Source organism: Amycolatopsis decaplanina DSM 44594 (genome assembly GCF_000342005.1).
Lineage (GTDB): Bacteria > Actinomycetota > Actinomycetes > Mycobacteriales > Pseudonocardiaceae > Amycolatopsis > Amycolatopsis decaplanina.
This window is the reverse complement of sequence record NZ_AOHO01000066.1, coordinates 1-14,536: the sequence shown is the minus strand read 5'-3', so window position 1 is coordinate 14,536 and position 14,536 is coordinate 1. Positions and strand designations below refer to the sequence as shown.

Genomic DNA, 14,536 nt, shown 5'->3' with positions numbered 1-14,536 from the left:
CAGTGGCTTTCCGGGCCAGACCCTGCAAGGTCTCCGTCCACACACATCATCATCACTGTGGCTTTCGCGACACCACGGAGTTGTAGACACCGCAGAGTTGTCCACAGTGGGACTGGTGTGGCGAGTTGTCCACAGGTCGGGCGAATGGTGCTGGCGACCGAGGGCTGAAGGGGCCGACGATCGTGGGGTGAAACCTGGAGACTGGGTCCGAGACCCCGAAGGGCTCTATCAACACAGCCGTGGTGGCGTGATCACCGTCGCGCGGCTCGGGGGACTCGGTGTTCCGTCGAGGACCTGTTATCGCCGGTGTCGTCCGGGAAAGCGGTGGCGCCGACTGCTGCCGGGAGTCTTGATGCTGAACTCCGGCGAGCCGAGCCGCCGCCAACTGGTTGATGCAGCCCTCCTGTACGCCGGGCCGGACGCGGTAGTGACGGGAGCGACCTCGTGCCGCCGGCAGGGATTGAAAATGCTGCCGAACGGTGCCTTTCGGGTTCACCTTCTGGTTCCCCTCGAGCACAAGGTCGGCAGTTCCGGGCACGTGATCATCGAACGGACGATCCGGCTGCCGCAGGCGGTGGTGTCCAGCGGGGTGCCGCTGGCACCTCTGGTCAGGTCGGTCCTCGACGAGTGTCGTCGGCTCGGTTCGCGGCAAGAGATTTCCGCTCTGCTGGCCGAGGCTGTGCAGCGGGGTGTGAGCATTCCGGAGCTGTTCGCCGAACTCGACGCCGGGAGCAGCCGTGGCACCGCGATCCCGCGCGAGGCGTTGCACCGGATCGCCGACGGCCCGCTCGGCCGCGGAGGTCGACGCGATGAGGGTCTGGCGGATGAGCGGTTTGCCGGAGCCCTTGTGGAATCACGAGCTACGAGACGAAAACGGCGAGTACATCGCGACTTCCGATGGCTACTTCGTACCGGCAGGCCTGGCCTGGGAGATCGATTCGTACGACTTCCACTTCGGCAAGCAGCAGTACGCGGCGACGGTGGCGAGAAACGCCAGGTATGCAGCCGCCGGTATCGCGGTCCTCCAGACCTTGCCCAGCCGCTTGCGAACGGAACCGAAGCGGGTGGCCGCCGAACTCGTAGCCGCGCACCGTGCCGCCGAGGCGCGTATGCGTCGGGTGGCCTGACCAGCGGGCGGCCGCGCTTCGGTGTCGCGAAAGCCACTTTCGGGACATCAGGTGTCGCGAAAGTGGCTTTCGCGACACCGGCAACGCTGGGGCAGCGAGGGCGCTGGGGGTAGCGGGGATCAGGCCTGGTCGCGGTATCGCGCGAGGTATCGCTCGGTCACCTCGGCTTCCGCGACCGCGGCGGCCTCCGCGCGGGTCCGGCGGCCGATGCCCGGCGGGAATCCGTTCTTGGCGAGCCGGTGCTCGATGCTCTCCTCCATGTAGGCCATCGAGTAGAAGTACGCCACGAGCGCGGCCATCAGCACGATCGCCAGCCGCAGGGGGAGCGGGCCGGGCAGGAGCAGCCATACCGCGCAGAGCGGGGCGATCATCACCGTGCTGCGGGCGACGTGCCGCCAGCGCCAGCTCCCGGTGGTCGCGTCGTGGAGGATCCAGTCGTGGTAGCGCTCGGACAGCCTGCCGCCGAGTGAGTACCACAGCCAGCGGAACACGTCCGGGCGCTTGCGGGGCATCAGGCGACTCCTTCCTTCGATGTCCCGTCACAGTACACTAATGATTAGTACACTAAACATTAGTGTCACGCATGCCACGGCTAGGATCGGCGGCATGAGTTCGGAGGGGCGAGAGATGAAGTCGATCGATCTGGGCGAGGATCCGCTCGCGCTGGAGCGTCAGGTGTGTTTCGCGTTGTCGGTCGCGTCGCGCAGCGTCATCGCCATCTACCGCCCGCTCCTGGAACCCCATGGGCTCACCCATCCGCAGTACCTGGTCATGCTGGCGCTGTGGGAGCAGGGCCCGCAGGCGGTCAAGGATCTGAGCACCGCCCTGCGTGCCGAGCCCGCGACGCTGTCACCGCTGCTCAAGCGGCTGGAAACGATCGGTTACGTCACTCGCAGGCGCAGCTCCGAGGACGAGCGGCTGCTGACGGTCGAACTGACGGAATCCGGTCGCGCGCTGCGCGCGGAGGCGGAAAAGATCCCATACCGCGTCGTGGAGAAGCTCGGCATGGAGGTCTCCGAGCTGGAGGCGCTGCACAAGGCATTGACCCGCGTCATCGAAGCCACGGCTTGAGCGAACCGAAACCGGGGTGTGACGAAATGAGGGTGTGAAGCCGCGCCAGGGTGGGTAATTCCCGTCACGCCAACCCAAAGTGACAGGAAGATGAGGGACTGTGACCACCTCGACCCCCGCGCCCACGGAAGCAGGTCTGGAGCTCATGACCAGGCTGAACGCCTACCTGGAGGACGTGGCCGCGGCACTGGGGATACGGATGGATTCGTGCACGGCCGACCTCACCGGCCCGGTCACCGCCATGATGAGGCTGAACTGGCGTCTTCCCGGCTTCCCCGAGCGCGATGTCGACCTGATGTGGCACGAGGAGCATGGCTGGTCGGCCGCCGTGGCGACCCATTCGGACGACGACCACCACGTCGTCGTCGCCTACCTCGGCGGCCGGACGGTGGCGTCGCACCCGCGGCTGGTGGCCCGCTTCGCCGATACCCTCCGCACCGGCGACCACCAGGACTGCTGGCCCGGTCCCCCGGCGTTGCGCACCGCCACCGGACCTTCCTCACTCGCCAAGGAACTCGCTGCCTGGGCCTGATCACCCGGCGGGGCGACGTCGAGCGCGATCGGGATTTCCCTGCCGATCAGGAACTTCGGTGCGCGGAGATCGATCGGCCGCCCGCCTCAACGCGCTGAGCGACCGCCGGATCGCCGAGAAGCCGGTGCCTTCCGAACGTACGGTGGAAAGCCACGTCCGGAACATCCTGGCGGAACTGGGCCTGGCGAACCGGACCGAGGTCGTCGCGTGGGCGAGAAGGGAAGGCCTCAGGGACTGACGGTCAGCTTGCCGAGGATGCGCGCGACGACGGCGTCGAGGTTGTCTTCGAGGAAGAAGTGACCGCCCTCGAACACCTCCATCTCGAAGGAGCCGGCGGTGTGCTCGCGCCAGTTTTCGACGTCCGGCAAGTTCAGGACCGGGTCCGCGTTCCCGGCGAGTGCCACGACCGGGCAGCTCACGTCGGGGCCGGGCCGGTAGCGATAGGTCTCGACGGCCTTGTAGTCGCCGGGCAGCGCGGGCAACGCGAGCGCGCGGATGTCCGGGTCGTCGAAGATCGTGGGGTCCGTGCCACCGAGACGGCTGACCTCCTTGAGGAAGGTGTCGTCGTCGGCGAGGTGGTGCGACTTCTCCTTCTGCACGTCCGGACCGCGGCGGGCCGAGACGAACAGCGCCGCCGGAACGAGGCCCCGCGCTTCGAGCCGCCGGGCGACCTCGAAGGCGACGATGGCGCCCATGCTGTGCCCGAAGAGGGCGAAGGGTTTCGGGAGCGCGGCGGCGACGTCCACCAGTTGCTCGGAAAGGACGTGCAGGTCGTCGATGACCGGCTCGCCCATGCGGTCCTGCCGTCCCGGGTACTGAGCGGTGTACACCTCGACGGTGGATGAGAGAGCCGCCGAAAGCGAGCGGTACGCGCTCGCCGATCCGCCGGCGTGCGGGAAGGCGAGGAGCCGCATCCCGGCCGACGGCGCCGGATGGAAGCATCGTGTCCAGCCGCGTAGAGCCTGCCCTGCCATCGAAAATCCCCCAATCCGCGCGGGAAAGGCCCGCACGACACTGGAATGTACGGGGGATTCGCGGGGCGAGTCCATGCTTGTGCGGGCTTGTTCACGCCGGGGCCGGGTGGGAACACTGGACGCCGGCCCGCGTCCACGGGCCGGCGGAAGGGAGCGAGTGTGGCGGAGGACCTGAAGATCAGGATCGGTGCCGGGCTGGGAACCGGGACGGCGCCAGGGGAGTTCGGCGCCGCGGTCGATCTGCTGGAGCGGGCAGGCGTCGATTCGCTCTGGCTGCCCGAGGCGGTGTACTCGCCCAGGATCGATCCGGTCGTCGGGCTGACGCACGCGCTCGCCCGCACCACGAAACTGAAGGTCGGCACCGGCGTGATGGTGCTGCCCGGCCGTGACCCGGTCCTGGTCGCCAAACAGCTCGCCTCACTCGCCGCGCTCGCACCGAAACGGGTCCTGCCGGTCTTCGGTTTGAAGCCCGCGCGTGACGCGGAACTGCCTTTGTTCCCGGTGCCGCAGGGCCGCCGCGCCGCGGTGTTCGACGAGTCGTTGCGGCTGATCAGGGCCTTGCTGGAGCAGGAAGAGGTGACCTTCGAGGGCGAGTTCTTCCGCGTCGAGGGCACGGGTCTCGGCATGAGCCCGGTCAAACGGCTCGACCTCTGGCTCGGCGGGAAGGCACCTGGCGCGCTACGGCGGGTCGGCAGGCTCGCGGACGGCTGGCTGGCCAGTTTCCTCACACCGGAGGAGGCGCGTGCCGGCCGCGAGGCGATCCAGGAGGCCGCAGCCGAGGCGGACCGAGAGGTCGAGGCCGACCATTTCGGCATCAGCCTCCTCGTGGCGGAGGACGGGATCCCGGACGCGCTCGCGGCTTCGGTCGCGGCACGGTCCGGCGCGGACCCGTCCCGGCTGGTCGCGGGCAGTTGGAGCGCAGCCCGCGACCTGGTCGCCGAGTACATCGACGCCGGACTGAGCAAGTTCGTCCTGTACCCGGCCGGGCCGGAGCCGATCGAGCGATTCGTCGGGAACTTCGTCGAGCACGCCGTCCCGCTGCAGAACTGAGTGGGTCACGGGGTCGTGCTCGCCGGTTAGGGCGTGTTTCATAAGCCAAGTTCGCGGTCTTCGCGCCCAGGCGGTCCCTGGCGGCACGGCGGGATGCGCCCGAGTACGACCCGGTACGAGGGCGATCCCGCCGCACCGCCAGGAACCACCTGGATCACGAAGCCCATCGAACAGGCTTATGAAACACGCCCTAGTCGAACTTAAGCTCTTCGGTCCGCCGAGGCATCAGCAGCAGCGCGCCGACGCTGAGCACGGCGACCACCAGCATCGCCAGGAAGACATGGTGCGTGGCGTCCGCGAGGGCGTCACGCACGAACGTCGTCGTCGGGGTGTCCGGGCCGTCGCCCTCCAGGACGACGCTGGTCGCGTCGACGCCGGACGGCAGACCGGTGACGCCGTCGGGCGGGTTGGCGAAGCGGTTCGCCAGGGTGGCGTTCGCGATCGCGCCGAACATCGCCACGCCGACGGCACTGCCCAGTGAGCGGCTGAACATGTTGGTCGCGGTGACGACACCGCGGCGTTCCCAGCCGATGGTGGACTGCACGGCGATCAACGTCGGACTCGACGCCAGGCCCAGCCCGATCCCGAGGACGAACGCCGCCGCGGCCGCCAGCCAGATCGACGACCCTGCCGCCAGGAACACAGTGAGCGCCGCGCCCGCGATGACGATCCCGCTGCCGATCAGCGCGGTGTCCCGGAACCCGATCCGCATGTAGACCCGGCCCGCCAGCGACGCCGAGATCGGCCAGCCGACGGTCAGCGCCGCCAGCGCGAATCCGGCGACGAGCGCCCCGGTGCCGAGCACACCCTGCGAGAAGGTCGGCAGGTACGAGGTGAGGCCCATCAGCAGCATGCCGACGACGACGGCGACCAGGTTCCCGCCGATCAGCGTCCGTTTGGTGAAGATCNCCACAGCGGCAGCACCGGTTCCTCGGCCTTGCGTTCCACGAACGCGAACACCACCAGCAGCACCGCCGCGGCGGCGAAGATCGCCAGGCTCGGCGCGGACGCCCAGCCCCAGGCGACCCCGCCCTCCAGCAGGCCGAGGATCAGCAGCGAACAGCCGAGGGTGAGCAGCGTGGCGCCGAGGTAGTCGATGCGGTGCGAGCGGCGTTCGACGCGCTCGCGGAAGTTCCGGAACAGCATCCACGCCGCGAGCGCGCCGAGCGGCAGGTTGATGAAGAAGATCCAGCGCCAGTCGAGGTACTCGGCGAACACCCCGCCCAGCGTCGGCCCGACCACCGACGAGATGGCCCAGACGCTGGCGAGATAGCCCTGCACCCTGGCGCGTTCCTCGACGGTGTACATGTCGCCGACCATGGTCAGCGCGATCGGCTGGATGGCGCCCGCGCCGATGCCCTGCACCGCGCGGGCGGCGATCAGCACCGGCATGCTCCAGGCCGCGCCGCACAGCACCGAGCCCAGCAGGAACGCCGCGATCCCGAAGAACATCACCGGGCGCCTGCCGAGCACGTCGGCGAACTTGCCGTACAGCGGAACGGTGACCGCCTGGGTCAGCAGATAGATCGAGAACAGCCACGGGAACTGCGAGAACCCGCCCAGATCGGCGACCACCGAGGGCACCGCCGTGGCGATGATGGTCGAGTCCAGCGCGATCAGGCCGGAACACAGCATCACGGCGATCAGGACGGGGCCGCGTTCGGACCGGAAACCGACCCCTTCCTTCGCGGCGACCGGGGCCGGGGTGGTCATCTGCGGTGCTCTCCTCGGGCTCATGAAGGGCGTCAACTGTTTCGCATGGGTAAGCATTCCACGAAGACACCCGGTCATGGGACCGATTATTTCCGTGAGCTATCCCGCAAAATGGATCGGATGAGCACCTGGATCCGCCCGATCGACCGTGGCTGGGTTGTCCGTGACACCGTCCCCGGGCCCGACGTCGACGAGTTCGCCGACCCGGACCGGGTGGCCACCGCGCTCGCCGGGGCGCGCGGCGACAGTCTGCTGGCGGTCCAGCATCCGGCAAGGACCCCGGCCGCGCTGGCGGGCGGCCTCTCGATCGAGGCGGCGTTGCCGCAGGCCAGGGCGACGTTCGCGCGTATCCGCGAGCGGCACTATCGCCCGGTCGCCGGGGTCGTCGCGCCGTATCGCGTCGACGGACCGGACGGTGTCGCGCTGGGCGTGCTGTGCCTGGTCGACCCGGCCGCGGTCCGGGACGACGGCTTGACCCGGGTCCGGCACACCGAGGACGTCTATCCGGACGTCGTCGCGGAGCGGGCCGCCATGCTCGCCGGACTCGGTGTCGCGACGAGTGCCGCGATGCTGGTCCCCGCGACCGGCGGCCCCGAGCTGACCGCGCTGATCGAACGGATCTGCCGGGGGCAGGTGCCCGGCCTTTCCACAATGGACGCCGCGGGCCGCAAGCACGAACTGTGGCTCGCCGGTCCCGGGGAGGAACAGGACGAGCTGCTGGCGGCCCTGGACGGGCTCGATCTCCTGGTCGCGGACGGCAATCATCGCGTCGCGGCCGCCGCGGCGTCGGGCCGCGGCGCGTTGCTGGCGCTGGTCACCGGTGGACCGGGGCTGCGGATCGGGCCGATCCACCGGGTGCTCGCCGGCACCGGTCTCGACGCGGCGACGCTGATGCGGCGATGGACGGAAGCGGGGTTCGACGTCCATCCCGGGCCGCCGGGCCCACCGGCCGAGGCGGGCGAGGTGACCATACTGGCGGGGGAATCGGCCTTCCGGGTGTCGCTCGGCAAGGCGGGCGGAGACCACGCGGTGGTCGAGCAGGAACTGCTCCGCGGGGCGCTCGGCGTCGATCCGGAAGGGCCGAACGTGCGCCCGTTGCTGCCGGGCGCGCCGGTACCCGAAGACGCGGACGCGGTACTGCTGCTGGCCCCGGTCCCGTACGCGGAGGTGCTCGCCGTGCACGCGGCCGGGCTTCGGATGCCGAGGAAGGCCACCTATTTCACGCCGAAACCCCGCAGCGGTCTCCTGCTGGCCGAGCTCTAGCGCCGCGCTTTTGTCGGTGACGCGGCTTAGGATCACCTCGTGGAATTGCCCGTGATGCCACCCGTCAAGCCGATGCTGGCCAAGGCCGTGCACGAACTGCCGCGCACGCCGGGCCTGCTGTACGAGCCGAAGTGGGACGGCTTCCGCTGTGTGGTGTTCCGCGACGGTGACGAGGTCGTCCTGGGCTCTCGCAACGACAGGCCGCTGACGAGGTATTTCCCCGAGCTGGTCGAGCTGCTCAAGGACGCGCTGCCCGAGCGCTGTGTCGTCGACGGGGAGATCGTGCTGGTCACCGAGGGCGGGCTCGACTTCGAGGCGCTCCAGCTGCGCTTGCACCCGGCGGCGTCCAGGGTGACCAAACTGGCCGAGGAGACACCGGCCAGTTTCGTGGTGTTCGACCTGCTCGCCCTCGGCGACCGGGATCTGACGCCGGAACCGTTCGGGGAGCGGCGGAAGCTGCTCGAAAGCGTCGTCGACACGGAGTTCGCCAGGGTGCACCTCACCCCGCTGTCCGAGGATCCCGACGTCGCCCAGGACTGGTTCACCCGCTTCGAGGGCGCGGGCTTCGACGGCGTGATGGCCAAACCCGCCGACGCACCGTACGAACAGGACAAGCGGGTGATGTGGAAGGTCAAGCACCAGCGGACCGCGGACTGTGTCGTCGCCGGATTCCGGTGGCACAAGGACGGTGTTGGCATCGGGTCGCTGCTGCTCGGGCTCTACGACGACGAAGGCGTCCTGAACCATGTGGGTGTGGCCAGCAGTTTCACGGCCGCGAGGCGTCGTGAGCTGGTGGACGAACTCGCGCCGCTGCGCGAGAACGCGCTGGAAAACCATCCCTGGCGCGAGTGGGCCGAGGCCCACGAGGAGGCGGGCGGCCGGATGCCGGGCGCGGGCAGCCGATGGGCGCCGAAGAAGGACCTGAGCTGGGAGCCTGTGCGCATCGAGTGGGTCGCCGAGGTCCGCTACGAACACGTCGAGGGCACGCGGTTCCGCCACGGGGGGAGGCTCGTGCGCTTCCGTCCCGACCGTGAGCCTGCCTCGTGCACGTACGCGCAGCTCGAAGAGGTCCCGCCCGCCGAGCTGGCCACGTTGTTCACCGAGCTGGGGGAAACATGAAAGCGGAGCCGGTCACGCTGGACCTCGACGGCGTCGAGGTCACGGTGTCCAATCCGGGCAAGGTCTACTTCCCGGAGCACGGCGAGACCAAACTGGACCTCATCGAGTACTACCGCGCGGTCTCGGGCCCGCTGCTGGCGCAGCTCGGCGGCAGGCCCTTGCTGCTGGAGCGCTATCCCGACGGCGCGGGCGGCAAGTCGTGGTTTCAGAAGAGGGTGCCGAAGAACGCGCCCGGCTGGCTGACCACGACGGTGGTGTCCACACCGAACGGGACCACTTCGGACGCGCTCGTGGCGAAGGACCTCGCGCACGTCGTCTGGGCGGTGAACCAGGGCTGCCTCGGCTTCCACGTATGGCCGAACAGGGCCGACGCGCCGGACATCAGCGACCAGTTGCGCATCGACCTCGACCCGTCGCCGGGGATCGGGTTCCCCGAATTGCGGCATGGCGCCGTCCTGACGAAGGCGTTGCTCGAGGAACTGGGCATCACCGCGCAGGTGAAGACCTCGGGCTCGCGTGGCCTGCATCTCTACGTGCCGCTGGAACCGAAGTGGGACGGCTACGAGGTCCGCGCGGCCGCCGTCGCGCTCGCTCGCGAACTCGAACGCCGGCACCCGGCGGAGATGACAGCGCAGTGGTGGAAGGAAGAACGCGGCTCCCGGGTGTTCGTCGACTTCAACCAGAACGCGCCGCACAAGACGGTGTTCGGCGCGTGGTGCGTGCGGCCGCGGGTCGGCGGGCAGGTGTCTACGCCGATCGGCTGGGACGAACTGGAGACCGTCGAGCCGGACAAGCTCACTCTGTCCACTGTTCCCGCCCGTCTCACCGAACGCGGAGACCCTTGGGCGGGAACGAAACCGCAGTCGATCGAACCGCTGCTGGAAATGTCCGGGAAAGACATGGCGAGCGGGCTGATGGACGCCCCTTGGCCACCCGTCTACCCGAAGATGCCGAACGAACCACCCCGGGTGGCGCCGAGCAGGGCGAAGAAGGAGTAGTTCGCGTTTCGTTCTCTGAATGCGGTCAGAGCGGCAGGTCGAAAGCGAGTTGCGTGTTCGCGGCGGGTTCGGCCTTGCGGGTGGACCGGTGGCCCGGCAGGGTCACGGCGCAACGCGGGCACGGGGCGACGTCGGTGGTGGTGAGATCCACCGGCGTCCACATGCGGGATTCCTTGTCCCCGCAGGCGGAACGCCGGTAGCGGAGGTCTTCGGAGCGGGTCATCAGATGCGCGGCGGGAGAGTCCTCCGGCAGCGCGCCGACCAGATACCAGCGTCCGGCGGTGTTCGTCATGGAACTGTCCTCCCGATACAGGTGGTCCAGCTCGAGATTCCTTCCACCGTCCAGTTTCAATGAGACTCGACACCATTCCCGGTATTTCGCTCCTTTCGGCGTGGCGACCGTCCACTAAAGAATGTATAACGACATATACGCCGGAATGGAGGCTCGTTCGAGAACTACGGGGTGCGTCAAGTCTCGCAACAGGCCGACGAGGCAAGATTTTCGCACTGTGCCTGGAAGGGCAGAGAGGATACGAGCAGCTCTGGCTCACCTTGCATCTCGACTACGAAGACGGTTACGCCTACGAGTAGCTCGCGAAGATCCCTTGCCGAGGCTGGCTCAGTCCTGGATGAACCGCAGCACGCGCACCATGCCCCGCTCGTCGACGACGTCGGGATCGTCCGCGACGCACTCCTCGAGGCGCGCGGTGACGGCCTCGGTGTCGATCCCCGAGCCGATCAGCACCAATTCGCTCCGGCGCGGCAGGCCGGACGGCCACGCCGACCGTTCCAGCTGGATGAACGAGCCCACCGTGTGCAGACCGAACCGGGACCGAGGGCCGTTCGGGCCGAAGTCGAGGAAACCCTTGATCCGGTAGAGCCCGCCGGGGCGCTGTTCGAGGAAGTCCATCAGCCGTCGCGGGGCCAGCGGCCGTTCGGTGGTGAAGGCGACGCTGTCGTACGCGGTGTGGAAGTGGTGCTCGTGGTCGTGCTCCTCCGCGCGGAGGTCGTCGAACGACAGTTGGCCCGCCCGTTCGCGCGGCCGGGCGTCGAAGAACAGGGTGGGGTCGATCCGGCCGTGGGAGGTCGCGATCACCGGCGTGCCGGGCGCGATCTCGTCGATCGTGCCGCGCAGTTTGGCCAGGGTGTTCTCGTCGGTCCGGTCGGTCTTGTTGAGCACGACCAGGTCGGCGAACCCGAGATGCTCGTCCAGTTCCGGGTGCCGCTTCCTGGTCGCCTCGAACTCGGCGGCGTCGACGAGTTCGACCAGGCCGCCGTAGGCGATGGCGGGGTTCTCGCTGGCGATCATGAGGCGGATGAGGTCACGCGGTTCGGCGAGCCCGCTGGCTTCGATCACGATGACGTCGATGCCGGTCTCGGCTTCGGAGAGCTTCGCGAGCATGGCGTCGAGGCCGCTCGCGTCGACGGCGCAGCACAGGCAGCCGTTGCCGAACGACATCATGGTGTCGACCTGGCCGGAGACGGCCATCGCGTCGACCGCGATGCTGCCGAAGTCGTTGACCACGACCCCGATCCGCGCACCCTGCCGGTTGGCCAGCAGGTGGTTGAGCAGGGTGGTCTTGCCTGAGCCGAGGAAGCCCGCGACCAGGATGACCGGAATCCGCCTGTCGACCACGATTTTCCTTTCCGTCGGAGCTCCCCGCACTCTAGCGACGGTGGGCACGGGGCAATACACCGGTCCGGGTAATGAACAGAAGAGCCGGCGGGCAAATACGCTCGAAAGAGTGATCAATGACGATCGTAAAGTGATCTTGACCGGTCGTGATCAATTCGCGCGCTGTAATTCGGTGAATATCCCGCGAGGTCGCACTCAATTCCAAATATTGTCGTCATTAAGCTTTCTGCCTGCCGAAATGACGTCGTGGTCGAAGCTTCTGCCATTTGGTGGATCGTGGTGGTCTTTCTGTGGGGTATCGTCATTCCTCTGGTCCGGACCCGGCCGGCTCGCCGATCAGGCGTGATCCTCCGGGCATTTCCGAGTGCAGGAGGAATGGTGGTCGTTCCCGCCGCCGGTGCAGGCGTCGAATTCGAGGAGTGGGAGGCCGAGGTATCGACGGCCTGCACGCGGGAGACGGATATCCCTCGCTTGCCTCCGGAGGCGCGGCCGCGGGAACGGAGCGTGGACGTGGCCGAGGCGGAGGACTTCCTCCGGCTCTTCCACGCCGAGACGGAAGGCGGCCCCGAGCGACTGCGTGAGCGGCTGGACCGGGTCCGCGCCGAGATCGACACGACCGGCACCTACCGGCACACGACGGCCGAGGTCGAGTTCGGCGCCCGGGTGGCCTGGCGGAACTCCGCCCGGTGCATCGGCAGGCTGTACTGGCAGGGGTTGAAGGTGCGGGACCGCCGCGACGTCGAAGGCGCCGCCGCCATCGCCGACGAGTGCGTCACCCATTTGCGTGAGGCGACCCGGGGTGGCCGGATCCGCTCGACCATCACCGTGTTCGCGCCGGACGGACCGGCGGGGCCCGGTCCGAAGATCCACAACGACCAGCTCATCCGGTATGCGGGTTATCGGCTCAGCGACGGCTCGGTGCTGGGCGACCCGCGCCACGCCGACTTCACCGAGACCGTCCAGGAGCACGGCTGGCGCCCACCCGAGCGCAAGGGCTCCTTCGACGTTCTCCCGCTGCTCATCGAGTCCGAACCGGGGGAGCGGCGCCTGTTCCGGCTGCCGTCGGACGCCGTGCTGGAGGTTCCGTTGTCGCATCCCGACCACCGATGGTTCGCCGGGCTCGGGCTGCGCTGGCACGCGGTACCGGCGATCAGCAACATGCGGCTGGTCATCGGCGGGATCACCTACCCCGCGGCGCCGTTCAACGGCTGGTATCTCGCCACCGAGGTCGGCGCGCGCAACCTGGCCGACACCGACCGCTACGACCTGCTGCCGGTGATCGCGGACCTGATGGGCCTGTCGACGAAGTCGGAACGCACCCTGTGGCGCGATCGCACGCTGGTCGAACTGACGCTGGCCGTCCAGCACTCCTTCGACGCGGCGGGCGTGACCGTCGCCGACCACCACACCGAATCGCGGCGGTTCCTCACGCACATCGCCAAGGAGGAGCGCGCGGGCCGCCGTTGTCAGGCCGAGTGGAGCTGGATCGTCCCGCCGCTGTCCGGCGGCCAGACCGCCGTGTTCCACCGCTACTACGACGAACCCGATCCGGCCGTGAGGCCGGCGTTCCTGCCTCCCGGGTAGCGCTCCGACGGGTGAAGAGGTGAGCCGGATGCGGCGTGTCGATGGGCTGAACGGTGGCACGGGTTGCGGCCGCGCGGACAATGGCGGCATGACCGCAGTGCTCGTCGCCCACGCAGGCAAGTCCGGCGGGACAAGGGAGATCGCCGAGGTGATCGCCGCCGAACTGCGGGAAGTCGGTCTGACGGCCGATCTGCTGGACGCGGCCGAGGTCGAAGACGTCGAGCCGTACGGCGCGGTGATCGTCGGGAGCGCGCTGCACCACCGGCGCTGGCGCCCGGAGGCGGTGCGCCTGCTCGCCGAGCACGAGGAAGCGCTCCGGAGGCGTCCGGTCTGGTTGTTCCACAGCGGGCCTTGCGGACCACGCGCCGCGGGCAAACGGGTGAGCCTGCCCGCGGGAGTCGCCCTGCTGGCCGCGAGGATCGACGCCGAGCGCACGGCCACCTTCGGCGGCAGGCTCACCCCGGCCACCGCGAGCGGCCTGTTCTGGAAGGCCATGGCCGCGGGCCCGTGGGCGGGCGATTTCCGCGACTGGCCGTCGATCCGGGCGTGGGCGCGCGATGTCGGCCGCCGCGTGCGCATCCGAGTCACCCTCTGAGGCACTGGTTTCGTCGGTGCCCTGTCGTAGGGTGGCTTCATGGACAAAAAACAGTTCACCGCGAAGCTGCTCAAGAGCCCGGAGAAGGGCGGCTGGACGTATGTGGTCATGCCCGGCTCCGCCGAGTTCTTCGGCACCAGGGGACTGGTGAAGGTGCGCGGGACCATCGACGGACATCCGTTCCGGAGTTCGTTCATGGCGTTGGGCGACGGCACCCACAAGCTGCCGGTGAAGGCCGACGTGCGCAAGGCGATCGGCAAAGAGGAGGGCGACACCGTCGACATCGTCCTGCTCGAACGGCTCGAGGGCTGAGTGGCCGCGGAATGGAAGCCGTCCCCGGTCATCAAGATCTACGAGGCGCTCGGCGCGGTGGCCGACGGACGGGTCGAGATCGACGGTGACACGGCGCGCGTCGCGTCGTCGGACAAGGCCAAGACGTACGACGTCCGCCACGATCCGGCCGCGGGGTCGATCACGGCCAACGACAACGGGTCCTACTGGCAGGGTTATCTCGGCTACCCGGGCATCGCGTACCTGATGGCGCGCGGCGTGCTCGGCTACGACAGCGGCCTCACCGCCGGGCTGGAAGGCGTGCCGTGGAAGGAACTCGCCACCAGGTACCGCAACGACTGGGCGAAGGTCGAGAAGCACGTCCGCGAGGACCTGTCCGGCAAGGGGGTGGATCTGGACCGGTTCGACGCGGGACTCGCCGAGATCTCGAGCCGGCTGGAGGAATTGGCGCTCACCAAGCTTTCCCCGCGGCTGCGCCCCCCGAAGTGATGGGTGACGCGCCGTAGGTGGGGCTCGTGAGTGGTAAGAGCCTGTCTTTGATGCCGGTTGCGGGTATGGGTCGGGCCTCTGCTAGTGATCTTGA

At 68.6% G+C, this 14,536-nt stretch carries 18 protein-coding genes; 12 read left to right on the top strand and 6 right to left on the bottom strand.

Going from position 1 to position 14,536, the window contains the following annotated elements:
* Window positions 1–824 precede the first annotated feature (824 nt).
* On the top strand, window positions 825–1,127 hold the full coding sequence (locus H074_RS41665) for a hypothetical protein (protein WP_235096866.1): 303 nt from the start codon (window positions 825–827) through the stop codon (window positions 1,125–1,127).
* A 119-nt stretch (window positions 1,128–1,246) separates the two neighbouring features.
* Here the strand turns inward: H074_RS41665 and H074_RS24520 are convergent, their stop codons facing one another.
* Entirely contained in the window at window positions 1,247–1,639 is a 393-nt protein-coding gene (locus H074_RS24520) for a DUF5313 family protein (RefSeq protein ID WP_007032761.1), read from the bottom strand.
* A gap of 115 nt (window positions 1,640–1,754) precedes the next feature.
* On the opposite strand from H074_RS24520, the gene H074_RS24515 reads away from it, so the two are divergent.
* The 3 genes from H074_RS24515 (at window position 1,755) to H074_RS24505 (ending at window position 2,968) form a co-directional block, all read left to right on the top strand.
* Window positions 1,755–2,198: a MarR family winged helix-turn-helix transcriptional regulator gene (locus tag H074_RS24515; protein ID WP_039923320.1), complete on the top strand. Its 444-nt coding sequence runs from the start codon at window positions 1,755–1,757 to the stop codon at window positions 2,196–2,198.
* 100 nt (window positions 2,199–2,298) lie between these two features.
* Window positions 2,299–2,730 carry a DUF6292 family protein gene (locus H074_RS24510; RefSeq protein ID WP_007032759.1) on the top strand — a complete coding sequence of 144 codons (432 nt, stop codon included), beginning with the start codon at window positions 2,299–2,301 and terminating at the stop codon, window positions 2,728–2,730.
* A gap of 58 nt (window positions 2,731–2,788) precedes the next feature.
* The gene (locus H074_RS24505; RefSeq protein ID WP_007032758.1) at window positions 2,789–2,968 is read left to right on the top strand and encodes a LuxR C-terminal-related transcriptional regulator; all 180 of its coding nucleotides are present in this window, start codon (window positions 2,789–2,791) and stop codon (window positions 2,966–2,968) included.
* On the opposite strand, the gene H074_RS24500 is transcribed toward H074_RS24505, so the two are convergent.
* The gene (locus H074_RS24500; RefSeq protein WP_200865816.1) at window positions 2,958–3,704 is read right to left on the bottom strand and encodes a thioesterase II family protein; all 747 of its coding nucleotides are present in this window, start codon (window positions 3,702–3,704) and stop codon (window positions 2,958–2,960) included. The two genes, H074_RS24505 and H074_RS24500, sit on opposite strands and share 11 nt — an antisense overlap.
* A 159-nt stretch (window positions 3,705–3,863) precedes the next feature.
* Here H074_RS24500 and H074_RS24495 point away from each other — a divergent pair, with 159 nt between their 5' ends.
* A complete protein-coding gene (locus tag H074_RS24495) occupies window positions 3,864–4,754 on the top strand; it encodes a TIGR03854 family LLM class F420-dependent oxidoreductase (RefSeq protein ID WP_007032756.1) in 891 nt (296 codons plus the stop codon).
* A gap of 190 nt (window positions 4,755–4,944) precedes the next feature.
* Here the strand turns inward: H074_RS24495 and H074_RS42475 are convergent, their stop codons facing one another.
* Entirely contained in the window at window positions 4,945–5,607 is a 663-nt protein-coding gene (locus H074_RS42475) for an MFS transporter (RefSeq protein ID WP_476692306.1), read from the bottom strand.
* A 32-nt stretch (window positions 5,608–5,639) separates the two neighbouring features.
* Window positions 5,640–6,389 carry an MFS transporter gene (locus H074_RS42470; RefSeq protein ID WP_476692305.1) on the bottom strand — a complete coding sequence of 250 codons (750 nt, stop codon included), beginning with the start codon at window positions 6,387–6,389 and terminating at the stop codon, window positions 5,640–5,642.
* A gap of 189 nt (window positions 6,390–6,578) precedes the next feature.
* On the opposite strand from H074_RS42470, the gene H074_RS24485 reads away from it, so the two are divergent.
* From H074_RS24485 to ligD, 3 genes are read left to right on the top strand one after another with little or no spacing between them, the layout of a single operon-like run.
* Window positions 6,579–7,730: a DUF1015 family protein gene (locus tag H074_RS24485; protein WP_083920492.1), complete on the top strand. Its 1,152-nt coding sequence runs from the start codon at window positions 6,579–6,581 to the stop codon at window positions 7,728–7,730.
* A 39-nt stretch (window positions 7,731–7,769) separates the two neighbouring features.
* The gene (locus H074_RS24480) at window positions 7,770–8,849 is read left to right on the top strand and encodes an ATP-dependent DNA ligase (protein ID WP_007032754.1); all 1,080 of its coding nucleotides are present in this window, start codon (window positions 7,770–7,772) and stop codon (window positions 8,847–8,849) included.
* Complete coding sequence (gene ligD / locus H074_RS24475) at window positions 8,846–9,847, top strand: non-homologous end-joining DNA ligase (RefSeq protein ID WP_007032753.1); 1,002 nt, start codon at window positions 8,846–8,848, stop codon at window positions 9,845–9,847. The genes H074_RS24480 and ligD overlap by 4 nt, the downstream gene beginning before the upstream one ends.
* Before the next feature lie 25 nt (window positions 9,848–9,872).
* Here the strand turns inward: ligD and H074_RS24470 are convergent, their stop codons facing one another.
* Together H074_RS24470 and H074_RS24465 are read right to left on the bottom strand one after the other, a co-directional pair.
* Complete coding sequence (locus H074_RS24470) at window positions 9,873–10,139, bottom strand: hypothetical protein (protein WP_039923322.1); 267 nt, start codon at window positions 10,137–10,139, stop codon at window positions 9,873–9,875.
* Window positions 10,140–10,466: 327 nt separating this feature from the next.
* Window positions 10,467–11,483, bottom strand: coding sequence for a CobW family GTP-binding protein (locus H074_RS24465; RefSeq protein WP_007032751.1), 1,017 nt, complete (start codon window positions 11,481–11,483; stop codon window positions 10,467–10,469).
* A 375-nt stretch (window positions 11,484–11,858) separates the two neighbouring features.
* On the opposite strand from H074_RS24465, the gene H074_RS24460 reads away from it, so the two are divergent.
* The 4 genes from H074_RS24460 (at window position 11,859) to H074_RS24445 (ending at window position 14,442) form a co-directional block, all read left to right on the top strand.
* Complete coding sequence (locus tag H074_RS24460; RefSeq protein ID WP_007032750.1) at window positions 11,859–13,067, top strand: nitric oxide synthase oxygenase; 1,209 nt, start codon at window positions 11,859–11,861, stop codon at window positions 13,065–13,067.
* A gap of 88 nt (window positions 13,068–13,155) precedes the next feature.
* The gene (locus tag H074_RS24455) at window positions 13,156–13,662 is read left to right on the top strand and encodes a flavodoxin domain-containing protein (protein ID WP_039923321.1); all 507 of its coding nucleotides are present in this window, start codon (window positions 13,156–13,158) and stop codon (window positions 13,660–13,662) included.
* A gap of 39 nt (window positions 13,663–13,701) precedes the next feature.
* Window positions 13,702–13,974, top strand: a complete 273-nt coding sequence (locus H074_RS24450) for a DUF1905 domain-containing protein (RefSeq protein ID WP_007032748.1) — start codon at window positions 13,702–13,704, stop codon at window positions 13,972–13,974.
* Window positions 13,975–14,442 (top strand): hypothetical protein, encoded by a 468-nt coding sequence (locus H074_RS24445; protein ID WP_007032747.1) that lies wholly within the window; start codon window positions 13,975–13,977, stop codon window positions 14,440–14,442.
* The last annotated feature ends 94 nt before the right edge of the window (window positions 14,443–14,536 follow it).